Annotated in this window: 14 protein-coding genes; 10 read left to right on the plus strand and 4 right to left on the minus strand. The window is 61.4% G+C overall.

The features are described 5' to 3' along the window. Positions 1-44 precede the first annotated feature (44 nt). From FE782_RS07545 to FE782_RS07560, 4 genes are all read left to right on the plus strand, one after another. Positions 45-2,099, plus strand: a complete 2,055-nt coding sequence (locus FE782_RS07545) for a thioredoxin domain-containing protein (RefSeq protein ID WP_138193448.1) — start codon at positions 45-47, stop codon at positions 2,097-2,099. Positions 2,100-2,274: 175 nt separating this feature from the next. Then, positions 2,275-2,754, plus strand: a complete 480-nt coding sequence (locus FE782_RS07550) for a hypothetical protein (RefSeq protein ID WP_138193449.1) — start codon at positions 2,275-2,277, stop codon at positions 2,752-2,754. 6 nt (positions 2,755-2,760) lie between these two features. Next, complete coding sequence (locus tag FE782_RS07555) at positions 2,761-3,543, plus strand: SDR family NAD(P)-dependent oxidoreductase (RefSeq protein WP_138193450.1); 783 nt, start codon at positions 2,761-2,763, stop codon at positions 3,541-3,543. A gap of 104 nt (positions 3,544-3,647) precedes the next feature. Next, the gene (locus FE782_RS07560; protein WP_138193451.1) at positions 3,648-4,556 is read left to right on the plus strand and encodes a D-alanyl-D-alanine carboxypeptidase family protein; all 909 of its coding nucleotides are present in this window, start codon (positions 3,648-3,650) and stop codon (positions 4,554-4,556) included. 51 nt (positions 4,557-4,607) lie between these two features. On the opposite strand, the gene FE782_RS07565 is transcribed toward FE782_RS07560, so the two are convergent. The 3 genes from FE782_RS07565 to FE782_RS07575 form a co-directional block, all read right to left on the minus strand. Continuing rightward, entirely contained in the window at positions 4,608-6,530 is a 1,923-nt protein-coding gene (locus FE782_RS07565; protein WP_138193452.1) for a glycosyl hydrolase family 18 protein, read from the minus strand. A gap of 141 nt (positions 6,531-6,671) precedes the next feature. Beyond that, the gene (locus FE782_RS07570; RefSeq protein WP_138193524.1) at positions 6,672-6,947 is read right to left on the minus strand and encodes a DUF2653 family protein; all 276 of its coding nucleotides are present in this window, start codon (positions 6,945-6,947) and stop codon (positions 6,672-6,674) included. Next, positions 6,947-7,387 carry a hypothetical protein gene (locus FE782_RS07575; RefSeq protein ID WP_138193453.1) on the minus strand — a complete coding sequence of 147 codons (441 nt, stop codon included), beginning with the start codon at positions 7,385-7,387 and terminating at the stop codon, positions 6,947-6,949. The genes FE782_RS07570 and FE782_RS07575 overlap by 1 nt, the downstream gene beginning before the upstream one ends. 128 nt (positions 7,388-7,515) lie before the next feature. Here FE782_RS07575 and FE782_RS07580 point away from each other — a divergent pair, with 128 nt between their 5' ends. Beyond that, positions 7,516-8,040, plus strand: a complete 525-nt coding sequence (locus FE782_RS07580) for a DUF309 domain-containing protein (protein ID WP_138193454.1) — start codon at positions 7,516-7,518, stop codon at positions 8,038-8,040. On the opposite strand, the gene FE782_RS07585 is transcribed toward FE782_RS07580, so the two are convergent. Continuing rightward, complete coding sequence (locus tag FE782_RS07585) at positions 7,991-8,353, minus strand: iron-sulfur cluster biosynthesis family protein (RefSeq protein ID WP_138193455.1); 363 nt, start codon at positions 8,351-8,353, stop codon at positions 7,991-7,993. The genes FE782_RS07580 and FE782_RS07585 overlap by 50 nt on opposite strands. 80 nt (positions 8,354-8,433) lie before the next feature. Between FE782_RS07585 and FE782_RS07590 the strand changes: the two genes are divergently transcribed. The 5 genes from FE782_RS07590 to mutS all read left to right on the plus strand — a co-directional run bounded on the left by FE782_RS07590 (position 8,434) and on the right by mutS (position 15,768). Beyond that, positions 8,434-9,942 (plus strand): carboxypeptidase M32, encoded by a 1,509-nt coding sequence (locus FE782_RS07590; protein WP_138193456.1) that lies wholly within the window; start codon positions 8,434-8,436, stop codon positions 9,940-9,942. A 673-nt stretch (positions 9,943-10,615) separates the two neighbouring features. After that, positions 10,616-10,711, plus strand: coding sequence for a sporulation protein YjcZ (locus tag FE782_RS07595; protein ID WP_138193457.1), 96 nt, complete (start codon positions 10,616-10,618; stop codon positions 10,709-10,711). Between the two features lie 157 nt (positions 10,712-10,868). After that, positions 10,869-11,438 (plus strand): outer spore coat protein CotE, encoded by a 570-nt coding sequence (locus FE782_RS07600; RefSeq protein ID WP_138193458.1) that lies wholly within the window; start codon positions 10,869-10,871, stop codon positions 11,436-11,438. A gap of 146 nt (positions 11,439-11,584) precedes the next feature. Then, the gene (locus tag FE782_RS07605; RefSeq protein ID WP_158299283.1) at positions 11,585-13,042 is read left to right on the plus strand and encodes a putative amidoligase domain-containing protein; all 1,458 of its coding nucleotides are present in this window, start codon (positions 11,585-11,587) and stop codon (positions 13,040-13,042) included. Between the two features lie 68 nt (positions 13,043-13,110). Beyond that, positions 13,111-15,768: a DNA mismatch repair protein MutS gene (gene mutS, locus FE782_RS07610; protein WP_138193460.1), complete on the plus strand. Its 2,658-nt coding sequence runs from the start codon at positions 13,111-13,113 to the stop codon at positions 15,766-15,768. The last annotated feature ends 27 nt before the right edge of the window (positions 15,769-15,795 follow it).

Genomic DNA, 15,795 nt, shown 5'->3' on the forward strand with positions numbered 1-15,795 from the left:
ATTTTACCATCGAAATCAAACTTTGCACAAGGAAGCGGTGCCCTATGACCACCAACAAGAAACCCAATCGATTAGCTCAAGAAAAGTCGCCGTATTTGCTGCAGCACGCTTACAATCCGGTCGACTGGTTTGCTTGGTCGGACGAAGCTTTCGAGAAGGCGAAACGAGAAAAAAAGCCCATTTTCTTATCCATCGGTTATTCGACCTGCCATTGGTGCCACGTCATGGAGCGCGAGTCGTTCGAGGACGACGAGGCGGCGGGGCTGCTGAACCGCGAATTCGTCTCGATCAAGGTGGACCGCGAAGAGCGTCCCGACGTGGACAATCTCTACATGACCGTCTGCCAGGCGATGACCGGGCAAGGCGGCTGGCCGCTGACGATCGTCATGACGCCGGACAAGAAGCCCTTCTTCGCGGGCACGTATTTCCCGAAGCGCAAGCGATTCGGCCGTAACGGCTTGATCGACGTCCTGGAGCAAATCGCGGGGAAGTGGAAGGAAAACGCGCAGCTCGTCATCGACGCCGGGGAGACGGTCGCCGATCAGACGGCTCGTCGCATGATCTCCAACTTGAAAGGCGAGGTCACGGAATCGTTGCTGGACGAATCGTTCGTCATGTTCAAGCAGCTGTACGACGGCGAGTACGGCGGCTTCGGCGAGGCGCCGAAATTTCCGACGCCGCATAACCTGATGTACTTGCTGCGGTATTACGCTTCGACCGGGGAGGACGACGCGCTGCAGATGGCCGAGAAGACGCTCGACGCCATGTATCGCGGCGGCCTGTTCGACCATATCGGGTTCGGCTTCGCGCGATATTCGACCGACCGGGAATGGCTCGTGCCGCACTTCGAGAAGATGCTGTACGACAACGCGCTGCTCGGCATGGCGTACACGGAAGCGTACCAGCTGACCGGCAAAGCGAAATACCGAGAAATCGCGGAGCTCGTATACGCATACGTCCTGCGGGATATGAAAGAGCCGGACGGAGGATTCTACTCCGCGGAAGACGCCGATGCCGAAGGGGAAGAGGGCAAGTTTACGGTTTGGACCCCTGAAGAGGTGCGCGAAGCGTTAGGCGCGGAGGACGGCGAGTGGTTCTGCGATGTCTACGGCATTACCGCGGAAGGCAACTTCGAAGGGCGCAGCATTCCGAATTTGCTGCATGGATCGCTCGAATCGCAAGCGGCGCGGAGCGGGACGGAGGAGACGGCGTTCGTCGATCGAGCCGATCGGCTTCGCCACAAGCTGTTCCTCCGCCGCGAGGAGCGCGTCCATCCGGGGAAGGACGATAAGGTGCTGACGTCGTGGAACGGCTTGATGATCGCGTCGCTCGCGAAGGCGGCCGCCGCCTTCGACCGGCCGGAGTATGCCGAAGCGGCGACGTCGGCGGTCCGCTTCGTTCTGGAGAAGCTGCGAACGCCCGAAGGCCGGCTGCTCGCGCGCTACCGCGACGGAGATTCCGCGTTCCCGGGATATATCGACGATTATGCGTTCCTGACCTGGGGGCTGATCGAGCTGTACCAGGCGACGTTCGAGCCCGAGCTGCTGCGCTTCGCGACGGAGCTGACGCAGGACGCCGTCCGGTTGTTCTGGGACGAGGAGGGCGGAGGCTTTTATTTCTACGGCTCCGATGCGGAGCAGCTGTTCACGCGAATGAAAGAGGTGTACGACGGCGCGATTCCCGCGGGCAATTCGGTGATGGCGAACAACCTGCTGCGCTTGGCGCGGCTGACGGGGGAGCAGCGGCTGACCGGATATGCGGAGCGTATCTTCGCGGCGTTCGCAGGGGCGGCGAAGCAGTACCCGACGGGACATTCGATGATGCTCATGGGATTGTCGCTCGCGTACGGCAAGCCGCAGGAGATCGTCATCGCAGGGACGAGAGGGGATGCCGAGACGGAGGCGATGCTTCGAGCGGCGCGATCGGCGTTCCTGCCGCATGCGGTCGTGCTGCTGCGGGACGAAGCGCTCCCGCATCTCGCCGACAAGACGCCGGTGAACGGCGCCGCCGCCGCGTACGTATGCGAAAATTACGCATGCCAAGCGCCGGTAACGTCGGCGGAAGCGTTGAAGGCGGCGCTGAAGCCGAAAGAAGAATAAATCGAGAACGTCGATCCCTGCGGGTCGGCGTTTTTGGTTTGCCGGGGAAGCGCTGCCTTTTGCGTGGATCCCGCAATTCTTTGCGGAAGGATCTTCCTTATTTGCGCGTTGCGGCGGCTACGCCGGTGATAGGATGAGGTCAAGACGAACGAATCCTATCTATCGGGAGGAACACATGAACATTCAATTTCTGCAATGGGGTATGCTTTCCTTTATGATCGGCCTAATCTTATCGCTTCCGCTCGCGGCGGTGCATTATCAGAGCTCTCCGTCGTGGACGAACATCTTCACGAACCCCCGGAAGCTGAAATCGGCGCATCTGGATTTCTTCACGCAAGCGTTCGCCGCCACGTTCGCGTACGTGCTGGAATTCGCTTCGGGAACGCAATTTCCCGCTTACGTCGCGATCCCGCTTATTTTCGGAACGATCTGCAATCCGCTTCTGCTTCTGCTCGAAGCGACGCCGCTTCCCCGATCGGGCTTCGGAGCGATCTTGTACAAATCGCTTCGAGCGACAAGCCCGCTCGCCTTGTTGTTCGCTTGGTTCGCCATCGCTTGGATGGTCTTGCCTACTTCGCTGATCCTCTTTCTTGCGCTCTTTACCCTCATCGGCGTACTGCTCATACTTACCTACAAAGGGCGGAAGAAGGAGTAACCGAATATGAAACACCGCAATGTGCTGATCACGGGAGCGAGCGGCGGGATCGGATACGAGCTAGCCAAACGATTCGCCGCGAACCAATGTAATCTAATTCTAGTTGCCAGAGATCGGGCGAGATTGGAGGAAATCCGTTCCGAACTGACCGCGCCGGAAGTCGACATTACGATCATCGAGAAGGATTTGACGGAGCCGATGTCCGCTTCGGAGGTGTACGAAGAAACGGCAAGGAGAAACATCCGGGTTCATGTGCTTGTCAACAATGCGGGCATCGGATGGTACGGACCTTTCCGCGAGAGCCCTTTGCGGCAGCAGCTTCGCATGATCCGGCTCAACGCGACGGCCGTAACGGAATTAACGTATTTGTACGTCAATGATATGATCGAGGATCGATACGGAAGGATATTGAACATCGCTTCCATATCCTCTTTCCTCCCCACGCCGATGATGAGCGTATACGCTGCGACGAAGGCTTACGTGTCTTCTTTCTCCGAAGCCTTGAACAGCGAGCTCAGGAATCAAGGGGACATCTCGGTTACGGCGTTATGCCCCGGATTTACGAAGACGAATTTTTTGGAAAAGGCGAACCTGCAACCGATGGAAGCCTTGTTGGGCAACATCGCTTTGGATCCTGCCGTCGTTGCGCGGGACGGATACCGGGCGCTTCTGGGAAAGAAGGCGATTCGGATCAGCGGCGGACTGAACAAATTTCTTTACGCAATGATTCGAGCGCTGCCGAGGAGCTGGATGCGAACGTCGGCGGCTCTCGTTTTCAAGAAACCTTAAGAAAATATTTAGAAATTCTTCAGCTTATCTTATCGGAAGCGAACGCCGCGTTGTATATGATGAAGGAATAGCAAGCGTTGGCGAACCGATAAGGAGGAAGTTTCTTGAATCGCAAGGGCAGGCGTCTCGCGGCGCTCGTGACGGCGGCGGTCGCGTTGGCGGTCGTCGGCACGGAGGATCTCGATGCGAAGGTCGCGAGAATGATGGATGAGGCGAAGGAAAGATTCGCGGGGAAGACGGCGCCCTCGATCGCGATCGAAGGCAGCGCCGCGACGGTCGTCGACGCGAACAGCGGCGTCGCATTGTTTTCGAAGCAGGCGCATCGACGGATGTACCCCGCCAGCACGACGAAGATCATGACCGCCCTGCTCGCGCTCAAATACGGCGAGCTGGACGAAACGATCGTCGTCGGAGAAGAGGCGCGGCCGGAGGCGCCGGACGAAAGCACGGCCGGGCTGACGGAGGGACAAGCGTTGACGCTTCGCGACGCGTTATCCGGCTTGATGCTGCCGTCCGGGAACGATGCGGCAAGAGTCGTAGCGCGATACATCGTCGAGAAGACGGAGGGGGGGCCCGTCCCGAATTGGAACGAGCGATTCGCGGCGCTGATGAATGCGGAGGCGGAACGGCTCGGCGCACGCGATACGCATTTCGCGAACCCGCACGGTCTGCACGACCCCGATCATTATTCGACGGCGAGCGACTTGGCGCTGATCGCAAGGGAGGCGATGAACGATCCGGCGTTCCGGGACATCGTCGCCGCGAAGTCCTACCGAAGCGAGGCGGGGGACGCGTGGTTCGGCAATCGAAACAAGCTGTTGGACGAGGAGGGGGAGTTTTATCTCCAAGGCGCGAACGGAGTCAAGACGGGTTTCACGTCCGACGCGGGGTACTGCCTCGTCGCCTCCGCCGAGCGCGACGGAAGGCTATTGATCTCTGTCGTGCTTCAATCGACGGAAACCGACGTATGGACGGACACCCTTCGATTGATGGCTCATGGATTTTCCACGTAAAAAAACCGCTTCCCGCGTAAAAATCCGGGAAGCGGTTTTCCGTTATATCGTTTACTTCGCGCGGAGCAGCTCGGTCCACAGCTCCCCCGGCTCGTAGCCGAGCCGCCAAGCCGCTACGCCGGCGAGATCGTGCTTTTTCGCGATGTCGACGCGCGCAAGGATCGTCGCGACGTTTTCCATCCAGAACACGTACCGCTTGCCGTCCTTCGCGTATTCGACCTTCTCCAGGCCGTATCTCGCGTCTTCGGTTCTCGCGACCTGAGCGCCCTCGAGCGCCTTCTCGATGTCCTTCATCCAGACGGCGCGGTTCGACACCAGCTTGCCGGCGGCGTCCACTTCCCAGACCCGAATGTAATAAGGTACCCCGAGCAGCAGTTTGGAACGCGGAATCCCGTAGCTGAGGAATTCTTCGACGCCTTGCTCGGTCCAGCTCATGCCGGCCACCGGACCCGGCGAATCGCTGCCGCTGTAGAACTGATCGTACGTCATAATGGCGACGTAATCGACGTATTGGTGCAGCTTCTCATGATCGAAGGCGGTCAAATGATTCCATGCGGTACTGCCTCTCGGCAGGTCGATGGACATCGTCAGCCCCGCGGCGCGAGCGGCTTCGCTCAGCGCCTTCACGAAAGCGGTGTACCGGTCGCGATCCGACCCGGCCATGCTCTCGAAGTCGAGGTTGAGGCCGTCCGCCCCGAGCGCGACCAGACGGCTCACCAACGCGTCGATGAACGACTTCTGCGCGTTCGCGTCCGCGAGGAACGCCGACGTCAGCTTCGAATCGAATTGGTTATGCACGAGCGGATGCACTTCGACGCCTTGCGTCTTCAGCCACCGGATTGTCTCCGGGTTCGATTCGTCCTTGAGCGTCCCTTTGGCGTCCTGCAGCGTGAACCAGGTCGGAGAATCGATGTCGAGCCCCTGCGTATTGCTCACATGCCCGACGATCGTCGAATGGTTCGAGGTGCCGTTCCAGCCCAAATACATAAGATCCTTCAGGTTGTCCCACACGCGCAACCCGTCGATCGTCACGACCTCGGCGTCGGCGTACCCGTTCGCGAAGGCGGCGGCCGATGCGGGAGCTCCGAACGACTTTAACTTCTTGCCGGATTGAAGCACGGCGTAATAGCCCTCGTTCGACCAAATCCGCCTCCCGTCCCATTCGATCGACGCCTCGCTCAGTTTCGAGGCGGCGTTCAGCGCCGCCGCGAGGCTCGGGAAGGACGCTTTCTTCGCGCCGTTCTGACGGACGACGTACGCATGCGCGTTGGAGAAGACGGTCTTGCCTTTGCCGATGGCGACGACCGTGGAATTCGCCCACTTCAGCGATTCGTTCACGGCGTCTTCCAAATAGGCGAACGTCCATCCATCGAGCGTCTTGGCGCCTTGATAGATGCGGTACGCTTCCGGACCGGCGCGCAGCTCCGTCTTCCGTTCGGCCGGAATGTTGTCCCAAACCCACTTGTTGGACGCCAGATCGATAATATGCGCGTTCGCCCACTTCTTCGCCTCGGCCTTCGCCTGATCGAGCGTCGCGAACGTCCAGTTCGGCAGCGTGTTCTCGCCCTGGTAGAGCGTGTATCCGGGGTGATCGGGATAGTTGTCCCATACCCAGCCGCCGCCGTCCACTTTGCGAACGGAGGCGTTCGCCCACTTCTTCGCTTCCGAGATCGCGGCCTCGAGCGTAGCGAATTCCCATTCCGGCTTGCTCTTCTCCTTCTGGTACACCTTGAACGACGGGAAGTTGTTCCATACCCAGACTCGCGAGCCGATCTGTTCGACGTACGTGTTCTTGAAGCTCTTGGCGTAGAGAATAGCTTGATTTTTGTCGGAAAACTCTTTCAGTGCGCTTGCGTTCTGATAGACTCGGTACTTCGAAGTTCGGTCTCCGGCCGCTAACGCGCTTGCCGGCGCCATCGCCCCGACGAGCATAGCGCAGGCCAGCACGGCGGATGCCGTCGATTTCCATTTCATGCCGCGACGTGTCTCCTCCCATGGTAAGCGATTCTATGAATCTCTTACTCTTTTACGAGAGGAAGGTTCGGATTGTTGCGGTGGAAAATGAAAGAAACCGCCACGCGCTTGCCGCGCAGGCGGTTTCATGCCCAGGTTAATTTACTTGACGTCGACGACGATTTCTTCCGCGAGCCGGAACGAGATGTCGTCGCGGTAAGCTTGCTTGCCGTACTGCTTATGAACGTAACGCGAGACGGCTTCGGCCATATTCGCTTCGATCCAGACGATGTCGCGGCCCTCGACGTTGAGCTCGGCCGAGAAGCCGAGCTCGTCGTCGTAGATCAATTCGACGCGGACGTTCTCCGGGCGAATGCCCTTGCGTTCGGCCATATGGAGGCAAAGCGCATTGACCAGCTCCGCTTCGGACAGCGTCATCACCGATAATCGCCTCGCGGACGATTCCGGTTGGAGAACATCTGGAACAGCTTGCGAACGAGCGCGATCACGACGACGATCGCGAGCACGTTCACGAGCAGGCCGAGAATGCTGCCGAAGGCGCCGAGTCCGCTAAGCAGGCCGCCGAACATGAGGCCGGCGAGACCGCCGAGCATGAGGCCGCGCATCAAGCCGCCTCCGCCGAACATACCGCCGGTTCTTCCGGTCGTTGCGCCGGGCGTCGTCGTTCCGGCACGATTCGTCGTGCCGTTATTGATGTTGTCGGAGCGGTTCGGCGACTGCGCCGGCGCGTCCGGCGTGTACGAGCGGGACGGCGACCGGTACCGCGGCTTCGCGTCCGCGGTATCGGCGAACATCGGCGCGGTCGCGGCGAACAGTAACGTAAAGGCGAAAAATAACGTTGCGATCTTTTTCCACATAACTGCTTCTGTCTCCTCTTCTGGGCATGTAAGACATATATACGATTAATGTGGGCCGCGGTTTCAATCCTTATGCTAAATATTTGTTATAATGCTAATGAAGCTTTATGTCGGGAAGGGGAGCGGCGATGCGTTCGGCATATCCGGAAGCGTACGTGCGGTTTTTGGCGCATTATCAGGGGGATCGGGATTTCTTCGAATGCCATGAGCTGCTGGAGGAATATTGGAAGGAGCACCCGGATTCGCCGTACCGAGACGCGTGGGTCGGTCTCATTCAGGCGGCGGTCGGGATGTATCATTATCGAAGGGGAAATACGGCGGGCGCGGTCAAGTCGTTCGAAGGCTCGCTGCGGCGGAGTTCGCCGGAGCGCCTCGGCGCGCTCGGCATCGATGCGGAGCTTTGGCTCGAACGGCTGACGGAGACGCTGCGGGCGGCACGGGCGGGCGAGCCCTACAAGGACGTCGACCTGCCGGTCGCGGACGCGGCGCTGGAAGCGGAGGCGCGGGCGGCTTGCGAGGCGCTCGGCGCGAAGTGGGGCGACCCGAGCCGGATGGAGGACCCGGAGCTCCTCCATCGTCATGCGCGGCGAGACCGATCCGGCGTTATCGAGGCGCGTCGGCAGGCGTACGAAGCGCGGCGCGCCGGTCGATGACGTCGATCCCGTTGCCGTAAATTTGTCCGTTCGACGATAATCGGAAGGCGCGGCGTTCCGGATTGTAGTCGAGGCGCAGACGGTCCTCGAAGAACACTTCGTGGCGCTGGAGGTATGCGATCGATACGTTACCCACATTCGTCTGCGCTTCTCGTTCGTCGCTCTCGGGCGCGTTCGTCAGCCAGAGCGCCGCGACGCCGCTGACGGCGCAGCCGCAGCCTTCCGCGTCGTAGACGAGCCGGAATCGCTCGCCCTCGGCGAGATCGTAAGAGGAGAGCCGCTCGGCGGCCGCGTCGGTCAAATGAATGTACATAGCAGGCAGTCCTTTCGTTGCGTTCCGTATTTTCCTTATTGTATCATTTGAACGTAGGTTAAAGAAGGAGCGGATGAAGCATGGCGGCGGATGAGCGGCAAGTGCAGGAATATTTGGAGCTTACGAAAAAGATGAAAAGCTACGAAGAGGCGCTCGGCGTCCTGTATTGGGACATGCGGACGGGCGCCCCGCGCAAGGGGCTCAATACGCGCTCCGAGACGATCGGCGTGCTGTCGACGGATCTGTTCAAGCTGAGCACGTCGGAGCGGATGGGCGAATTGCTAGACGCGCTGTCGGCGCCGTCGGCGTTCGAATCGCTCAGCCCGATGCTGAAGCGCAGCGTGACGGAGAGCAAGAAGGAATACGATCGTTCGAAGAAAATTCCGGCGGACTTGTATCAGAAGTACGTAGTGCTCGCCTCCCAAGCGGAATCCGTGTGGGAAGAGTGCAAGCCGAACAACGACTTCGCCACGTTCCGTCCGTACTTGGAGCAGGTCGTCGATTACCAGAAGCGATTCATCGAGCTGTGGGGCTACGAGGACAATAAATACGATACGCTGCTTGACGCTTACGAGCCCGGCATGACGGTGAGGAAGCTCGACGCCGTCTTCGGCGCGCTTCGGGAGAAGCTGGTGCCGCTCGTCGCGGCGGTCGCGTCGAAGCCGCCGGTCGACACGTCGTTCATGTCTCGCAAGGTGCCGATGGAGACGCAGCGGGCGTTCAGCGAATTCATTCTGAAGGAAATCGGATACGACTTCGCGGCCGGACGGCTCGATCCGACGACGCATCCGTTCGCGACGGGCCTCAACCCCGGCGACGTGCGCGTTACGACGCGGTATATCGAGGACGACTTCCAAAACTCGCTGTTTTCCACGATTCACGAAGGCGGGCATGCGCTGTACGAGCAAAATATTTCGCCGGACCTGATCGGCACGAACCTGTGCACGGGCACGTCGATGGGCATCCACGAGTCGCAATCCCGCTTGTGGGAAAATATGATCGGCCGCAGCCGGCCGTTCTGGGAGCGTTATTACGCGGATTTCCAACGGATGACGCCGGAGCTCTCCGACGTGCCGCTGGACGACTTCTACCGCGCGGTCAACGAGGTGAAGGCTTCGCTCATTCGGACGGAAGCCGACGAGTTGACGTACAACCTGCACATCATGATTCGTTACGAGCTCGAGAAGCAGCTCATGAACGACCAGCTGCAGGTGGCCGACCTGCCAGCGGCTTGGAACGCGAAGTACAAGGAGTACCTCGGCATCGAACCGCCGAACGACGAGCTGGGCGTGCTGCAGGACGTGCACTGGTCCGGCGGCGGCTTCGGGTACTTCCCGTCCTACGCGCTCGGCAATATGTACGCGGCGCAGATGATGGACGCGATGCGGAAGGCGCTGCCGTCGTTCGACGCGCTCGTCGCCGCCGGCGACTTCGAGCCGATCAAGGCGTGGCTGACGGACAAGATTTATCGCCACGGCCGCTTGCTGACGCCGTCCGAGGTGATCCGCAGCGTCGCCGGCGCGGAGCTCGATCCGACGTACTTGACGACGTATTTGGAAGCGAAGTATTCGGAGATATATAAAATGTAGATTTGCGGGGCGCCCTTCGGGGCGCCTTTTTGTCCGTCGGGTCGGCTGTTCGAACTGCCGGCACCCGCCTCGTCCGCCGCGAATTGCTCAAATTTTGATCCTATTTTCGAAATAAGCTCAAAAACTGACACTATTTCCTCGCCGCTTCGCTGATCCAACCGAGCTCGCGCCCGCCGGCCGCCGCCGAACTGCCGGGACCCGCCTTGTCCGCCGCAAATAGCTCAAAATTTGATCCTATTTTCGAAATAAGCTCAGAAATTGACACTATTTCCCCTCCCGCGCCACCAATCCAACCGAGCTCGCGCCCGCCGACCGCCGCCAAGCTGCCGGGACCCGCCTCGTCCGCCGCGAATAGCTCAAATTTTGATCCTATTTTCGAAATAAGCTCAGAAATTGACACTATTTCCCCTGCCGCGTCGCTGATCCAACCGAGCTCGCGCCGCCGACCGCCGCCGAACTGCCGGGACCTGCCTTGTCCGCCGCAAATAGCTCAAATTTTGATCCTATTTTCGAAATAAGCTCAGAAATTGACACTATTTCCCCTGCCGCGTCGCTGATCCGGCCGATTTCCGCCCGCCGCCGCCCAACTTTCGCCGCCCCGGGCATTCGCACACCCGAGACGACCCCGACCGTCGTATGATGTACAAATCACAAACGAAAGGGGGACGTCGGAATGACGGCAGTTACTGGCGGCGCGTTCACGTCGGTCGGCGCGATCTTGGTTCTCTTTATCCTGCTCGTGATCATCTCCAGGACGTTGCTCTACTAATAAAGAAAGCAAGACGGCCGGGGGTCCGCCCTCGGTTTACATAGCGTTGCGGCCTCCGAGAGGAGGGCTTGGAAAAACAAAATAAAAGAAGTTATCACAATAGACGAATGTCCTGCATACAATTGAAATTGAATGATTGTATGGAGGAGGTTGTAAGATGGTTGCAGATAACGATTTGCAGTGCCGTGAGATCATCACGAAAGCGGTCTGCGGCAAAGGTCGTAAGTTCTCTCAAGTGACTCATACCGTGACTCCGCCAAACCTTCCCACGAGCATTTTGGGGGCATGGATCATCAACCACCAGTATGAAGCGGTTCGATCCGGCGACGGCATTGAGGTTGTGGGAACTTATGATATCAACATTTGGTATTCGTACGACCGCAACTCGAAGACCGACGTAGCGAAAGAGACGGTGTCCTATGTAGAGCTGGTTCCGCTCTCCAATGTGGATCCGAAACATCGCGCGTCGACGGAGGAAGTATACGCGGAGGCGACGCAGGAACCGAACTGCGTCGAAGCGAGCGTATCGTCCAAAGGCACGAGCGTCGTCATTCGCGTCGAGCGCGAGTTCGAGGTGGAGATGATCGCGGAGACGAAGGTATGCGTCGTCGTATGCCAGAACGGTTGCGACGATTGGGGCGAGAAGGCCGTCGATTTCGCCGGTGAAGGCGACGATCTCGACGACCTTGACGCGGATTTGTTGGACGACGACGACGACCTGAATTAACAAAAGGGTGCCGCTGCCCGATTCCTTGGGGATCTTCCCGTACTTACCACATCGTATGTCAGCCGGGTGTAAGGGGAGAGGGCGGTAGCCCTCTTTGTTTTTCCGAAGGGAAAAAAATCTTTATGCCGCAGGAGGCGAAGAGGAGCATGGGCGTGTTTGTGCTTCACGCGGGACAGCCGGAGCTGGCTCGCTTCCTGGGGCGATTGCAGGTGCCGGCGGGCACGGCGCCGCCGCGGCCGAACGACGGCCGCTCCGCTTGGACGGTCGTGTCCTTCCGCGGGGACGCGAAGCCGATCCGTATGCCCGGAGGCGCCGGCGGCCCGATGCAGCCGGCCGCGGCCGTCCGACGGGCGTCCGACGCGCGGCGCGCGGCCGAAGACTTGCGGCGGCACGGCATCCGCACGGCGCCGTCCGCGAAGGACGAACGCGGCACGATCCATCGGACGTTCGTCGTCCCGGTGTTCGGGCTGGATGCGCTCGGCTCGTTCGCGTCCGGCGCGGTCGGCGGCCCGATGCTCGCCGCGGGGACGCTCCGCCGTCCTCAGGTTCCGGAGCCGCGCGGAGACAACGACGCGGACGCGCCGCGTCCGACCGCGCAGCGACGCGCGGAGCGCGCAGCCGTTCGCGCGGTGTACGCGCTCGGGCTCGATTACGGCGTCGTGCGCGTCCGAACGGGCGAAGACGGCGCGGCGTACGTCGTATCGGTCGACGCCTCGCCGCTCGTCGCCGCAGGCGAGTTCGCGCCGTTGTTCGCGTCCGCCGTAAACCGGCTGCAGGAAGCCGAAGACGCGGCGGCTCGAGCCGGAGAAGGCGGCGGGACGCTGCTGCTCGGCATGGATCCGGAGTTCGTGCTGAAGAAGCCCGGACCCGAAGGGAAAATCGTGTCGGCCTCGCGGTATTTCGAACGCAGGGGCCGCGTCGGCTGCGACAGCGTGCGCATCGGCGATAAAATCGTTTATCCGCTTGCGGAACTGCGTCCCTCCCCCGCGGCCGAGCCGCGGGAGCTGCTCCGCAACTTGTACGCCGCGATGCGCCTTGCCGCATCGCGGATAGACGACGTCAGCCTCGAATGGCTGGCGGGAGGGATGCCCGCCCCGGGCCTTCCGCTCGGCGGGCATATCCATGTTAGCGGCGTTGCCCTCAACGCCGATCTGCTGCGCGCCATGGACAACTATATGGCGCTGCCGCTCGCGCTGCTCGAGGACGAACCCACGAAGCGGCGGCGGCCTCGGTATGGCGCGCTTGGCGATTTCCGCCGCCAATTCCACGGCGGCTTCGAATACCGGACGCTCCCCTCGTGGATCGTCTCGCCGGCCGTCGCGCTCGGAGTCATCTCCCTCGCGAAGGTCGTCTGCGAGCATGTCCGAGAGCTGCGGGAGCGTCCGCTCGCACGGCCGGAGCTGCAAGCGGCGTACTACGCCGGCGACAAGGAGACGCTGCTGCCGGCGGCGCTCGCGCGCTGGAGCGAGCTGGAACGTACGGCGGGCTACGCCCGGTACGCGAAGGCGCTCGACGGACTGAAGCGGCGCATCGAGCGTGCCGAGCCCTGGAACGAACGGCAAGACGTAAGACCCGCGTGGAAAATTCCGCCGTACCGCGTTTAGCCTCTGCGCCCGGCGAGCGATCATGGTATAATGAACGGATACATAACCTACGAAGGACGTTGACGTTCATGGCTAAGGTCACTCCCATGATGGAGCAGTATTTGTCCGTCAAGGCGCAGGCGCAGGACGCCTTTTTGTTTTTCCGCCTCGGCGATTTCTATGAAATGTTTTTCGAAGACGCGGTGCTGGCGGCACGGGAACTCGAGATTACGCTGACGAGCCGCGGCGCGGGGGCGGAGGAAGACCGCATCCCGATGTGCGGCGTTCCCTACCATTCCGCGGAAAACTATATCGCTAGATTGATAGAGAAGGGCTATAAAGTCGCGATCTGCGAGCAGGTCGAGGATCCGGCCGAGGCGAAGGGCGTCGTCCGGCGGGAGATCGTCCGCGTCGTCACGCCGGGCACCGTCATGGACGGCAAGACGCTCTCGGAGCGCGCCAACAATTATTTGGCCGCGGTCGTCGAGCGTTCCGGCCGATGGGCGATCGCCGCCTGCGATCTGACGACGGGCGAGCTGTACGCGGTCGCGACGGAAAGCGCGGCGGATGCGGCGGACGAGCTCGCCGTGTACGCGGTCACGGAGGTCGTCTGCCCGCCGTACGTGTCGGACCGGCTGAAGGAGACGCTGGAAGGGCGTCTGAAGCACGTCGTCTACACGGAGCGGCAGCTCATCGCGGGCGACGACGGCGCGTGGCTGACGGAACGGTTCCCGGCGCTTCGGCTGGACGGGCTCGACGGAACGCATCGGTCCGCGGCGGCGCTGCTGCTGCAGTATTTGACCGAGACGCAGAAACGATCGCTCGGCCATCTGCACGAGGTGCGCGTCTATGAACCTAGCGTTTACATGACGCTAGATCCGTTCACGAGGAAAAACCTCGAGCTGACCGAGACGGTACGGGATCGCGCCCGGAAGGGCTCGCTGCTCGAGATGCTGGACAAGACGGCGACGAGCATGGGCGCGAGGCTGCTGCGCCGTTGGCTGGACAAGCCGCTTATGAGCGCGGGCGCGATTCGCCTGCGTCTCGACGCGGTCGAGGCGCTGCAGAAAAACCTGCTCCTTCGCGAGGACATGCGCGAACTGTTGAAGCGCGTCTACGATCTCGAGCGGCTGTCCGGCCGCATCGCGTACGGCTCGGCCAACGCGCGCGACCTGAACGCGCTCGCCGCGACGCTCGCCGTCGTGCCGGAGCTCATGGAGCTGAGCCGGGGCGCGGGGTCGGAGCTGCTAGGCACGATCTCGGGCGATCCGGACGACGGCGCGGACATTCGCGATTGGATCGAAGCCGCCGTCCATCCGGAGCCGCCGGCGTCGACCCGCGAAGGCGGGCTCATCCGCGACGGTTACGACGCGCACTTGGACAAGCTGCGCGAGGCGAGCAAGAGCGGCAAACGCTGGATCGCGGAGCTCGAGCAGGCGGAGCGCGAAGCGACCGGCATTCGTTCTTTGAAAATCGGATACAACAAGGTGTTCGGCTACTATATCGAGGTGACGCGGGCGAATCTCGGCATGGTGCCCGAAGGGCGGTACGAGCGCAAGCAGACGCTCGCCGCCGCGGAGCGGTACGTCACTCCGGAGCTGAAGGAGAAGGAAGCGCTCATTTTGGAAGCCGAGGAGAAGATGGTCGACCTCGAATACGGCATTTTCCAACAATTGAGAGAGAAGATCGCGGCGGAGATCCCTCGTTTGCAGCGTCTCGCGGAGCGTCTCGCGTCGCTTGACGCGATTCAGTCGCTCGCGAGCGTCGCCGCGGCGAACCGGTACGTGCGGCCCGACGTGCACGAAGGGTTCGACCTGGATATCGAGTCTGGCCGCCATCCGGTCGTGGAATCGGTGCTGACGAGCGGCACGTTCATCGCGAACGACACGCGGCTGACGATGGACGAGACGCGGGCGCTGCTCATCACCGGGCCGAACATGGCGGGGAAGAGCACGTATATGCGGCAGGTCGCGCTTATCATGATCATGGCGCAGATCGGCTCGTTCGTGCCGGCGAAGCGGGCCCGCGTGCCGATCGTCGACCGGGTGTTCACCCGGATCGGCGCGGCGGACGACCTCGCCGGCGGACAGAGCACGTTCATGGTCGAGATGCAGGATATCCAGACGATGATCGCCAAGGCGACCGAGAAGAGCCTCGTCGTGATCGACGAGCTCGGCCGCGGCACGTCGACGGGCGAAGGGATGGCGATCGCGCAGGCGGTCATCGAGCATCTGCACGAGAACGTCGGCTGCAAGACGCTCGTCTCGACGCACTATCACGAGCTGGCGCATTTGGAAGGCTCGCTCCGCTACTTGTCCAACGCGTGCATGGCGGTGAAGGAGAGCGGCGGGCAAGTGACGTTCCTGCGGAAGCTCGTGTCGGGCGCGGCCGATACGTCGTACGGCATCTACTGCGCTCAGCTCGCCGGGCTGCCGGACTCGGTCATCGATCGGGCGTACGCGCTGCTGCACGAATTCGAGGCGAACGCCGAGGCGCGCGCGGCCGCGCCCGCCGTCGTCGGTGCCGCCGCGGGCGGAGGGAAGCCGCAGCGCCGAGGAGGCGCTCCAGACGCAGCGATCCACCAGCTCGACATGTTCGCCGATTGGAACGCCGCGCCGCCGGCGCCGAAGCGCGATCCGCGGGCGGACGAGCTGGTCGAGCTGGTGAAGCGGGCCGACGTCTTGAACATGACGCCGATCGAGGCGATGAACTTTCTGTTCGAGCTGAAGAAGAAGACGTTATCGTAAGACTACCCCTATCGGGACGAAGCGGGA

This window comes from Paenibacillus antri (genome assembly GCF_005765165.1).
Lineage (GTDB): Bacteria > Bacillota > Bacilli > Paenibacillales > YIM-B00363 > Paenibacillus_AE > Paenibacillus_AE antri.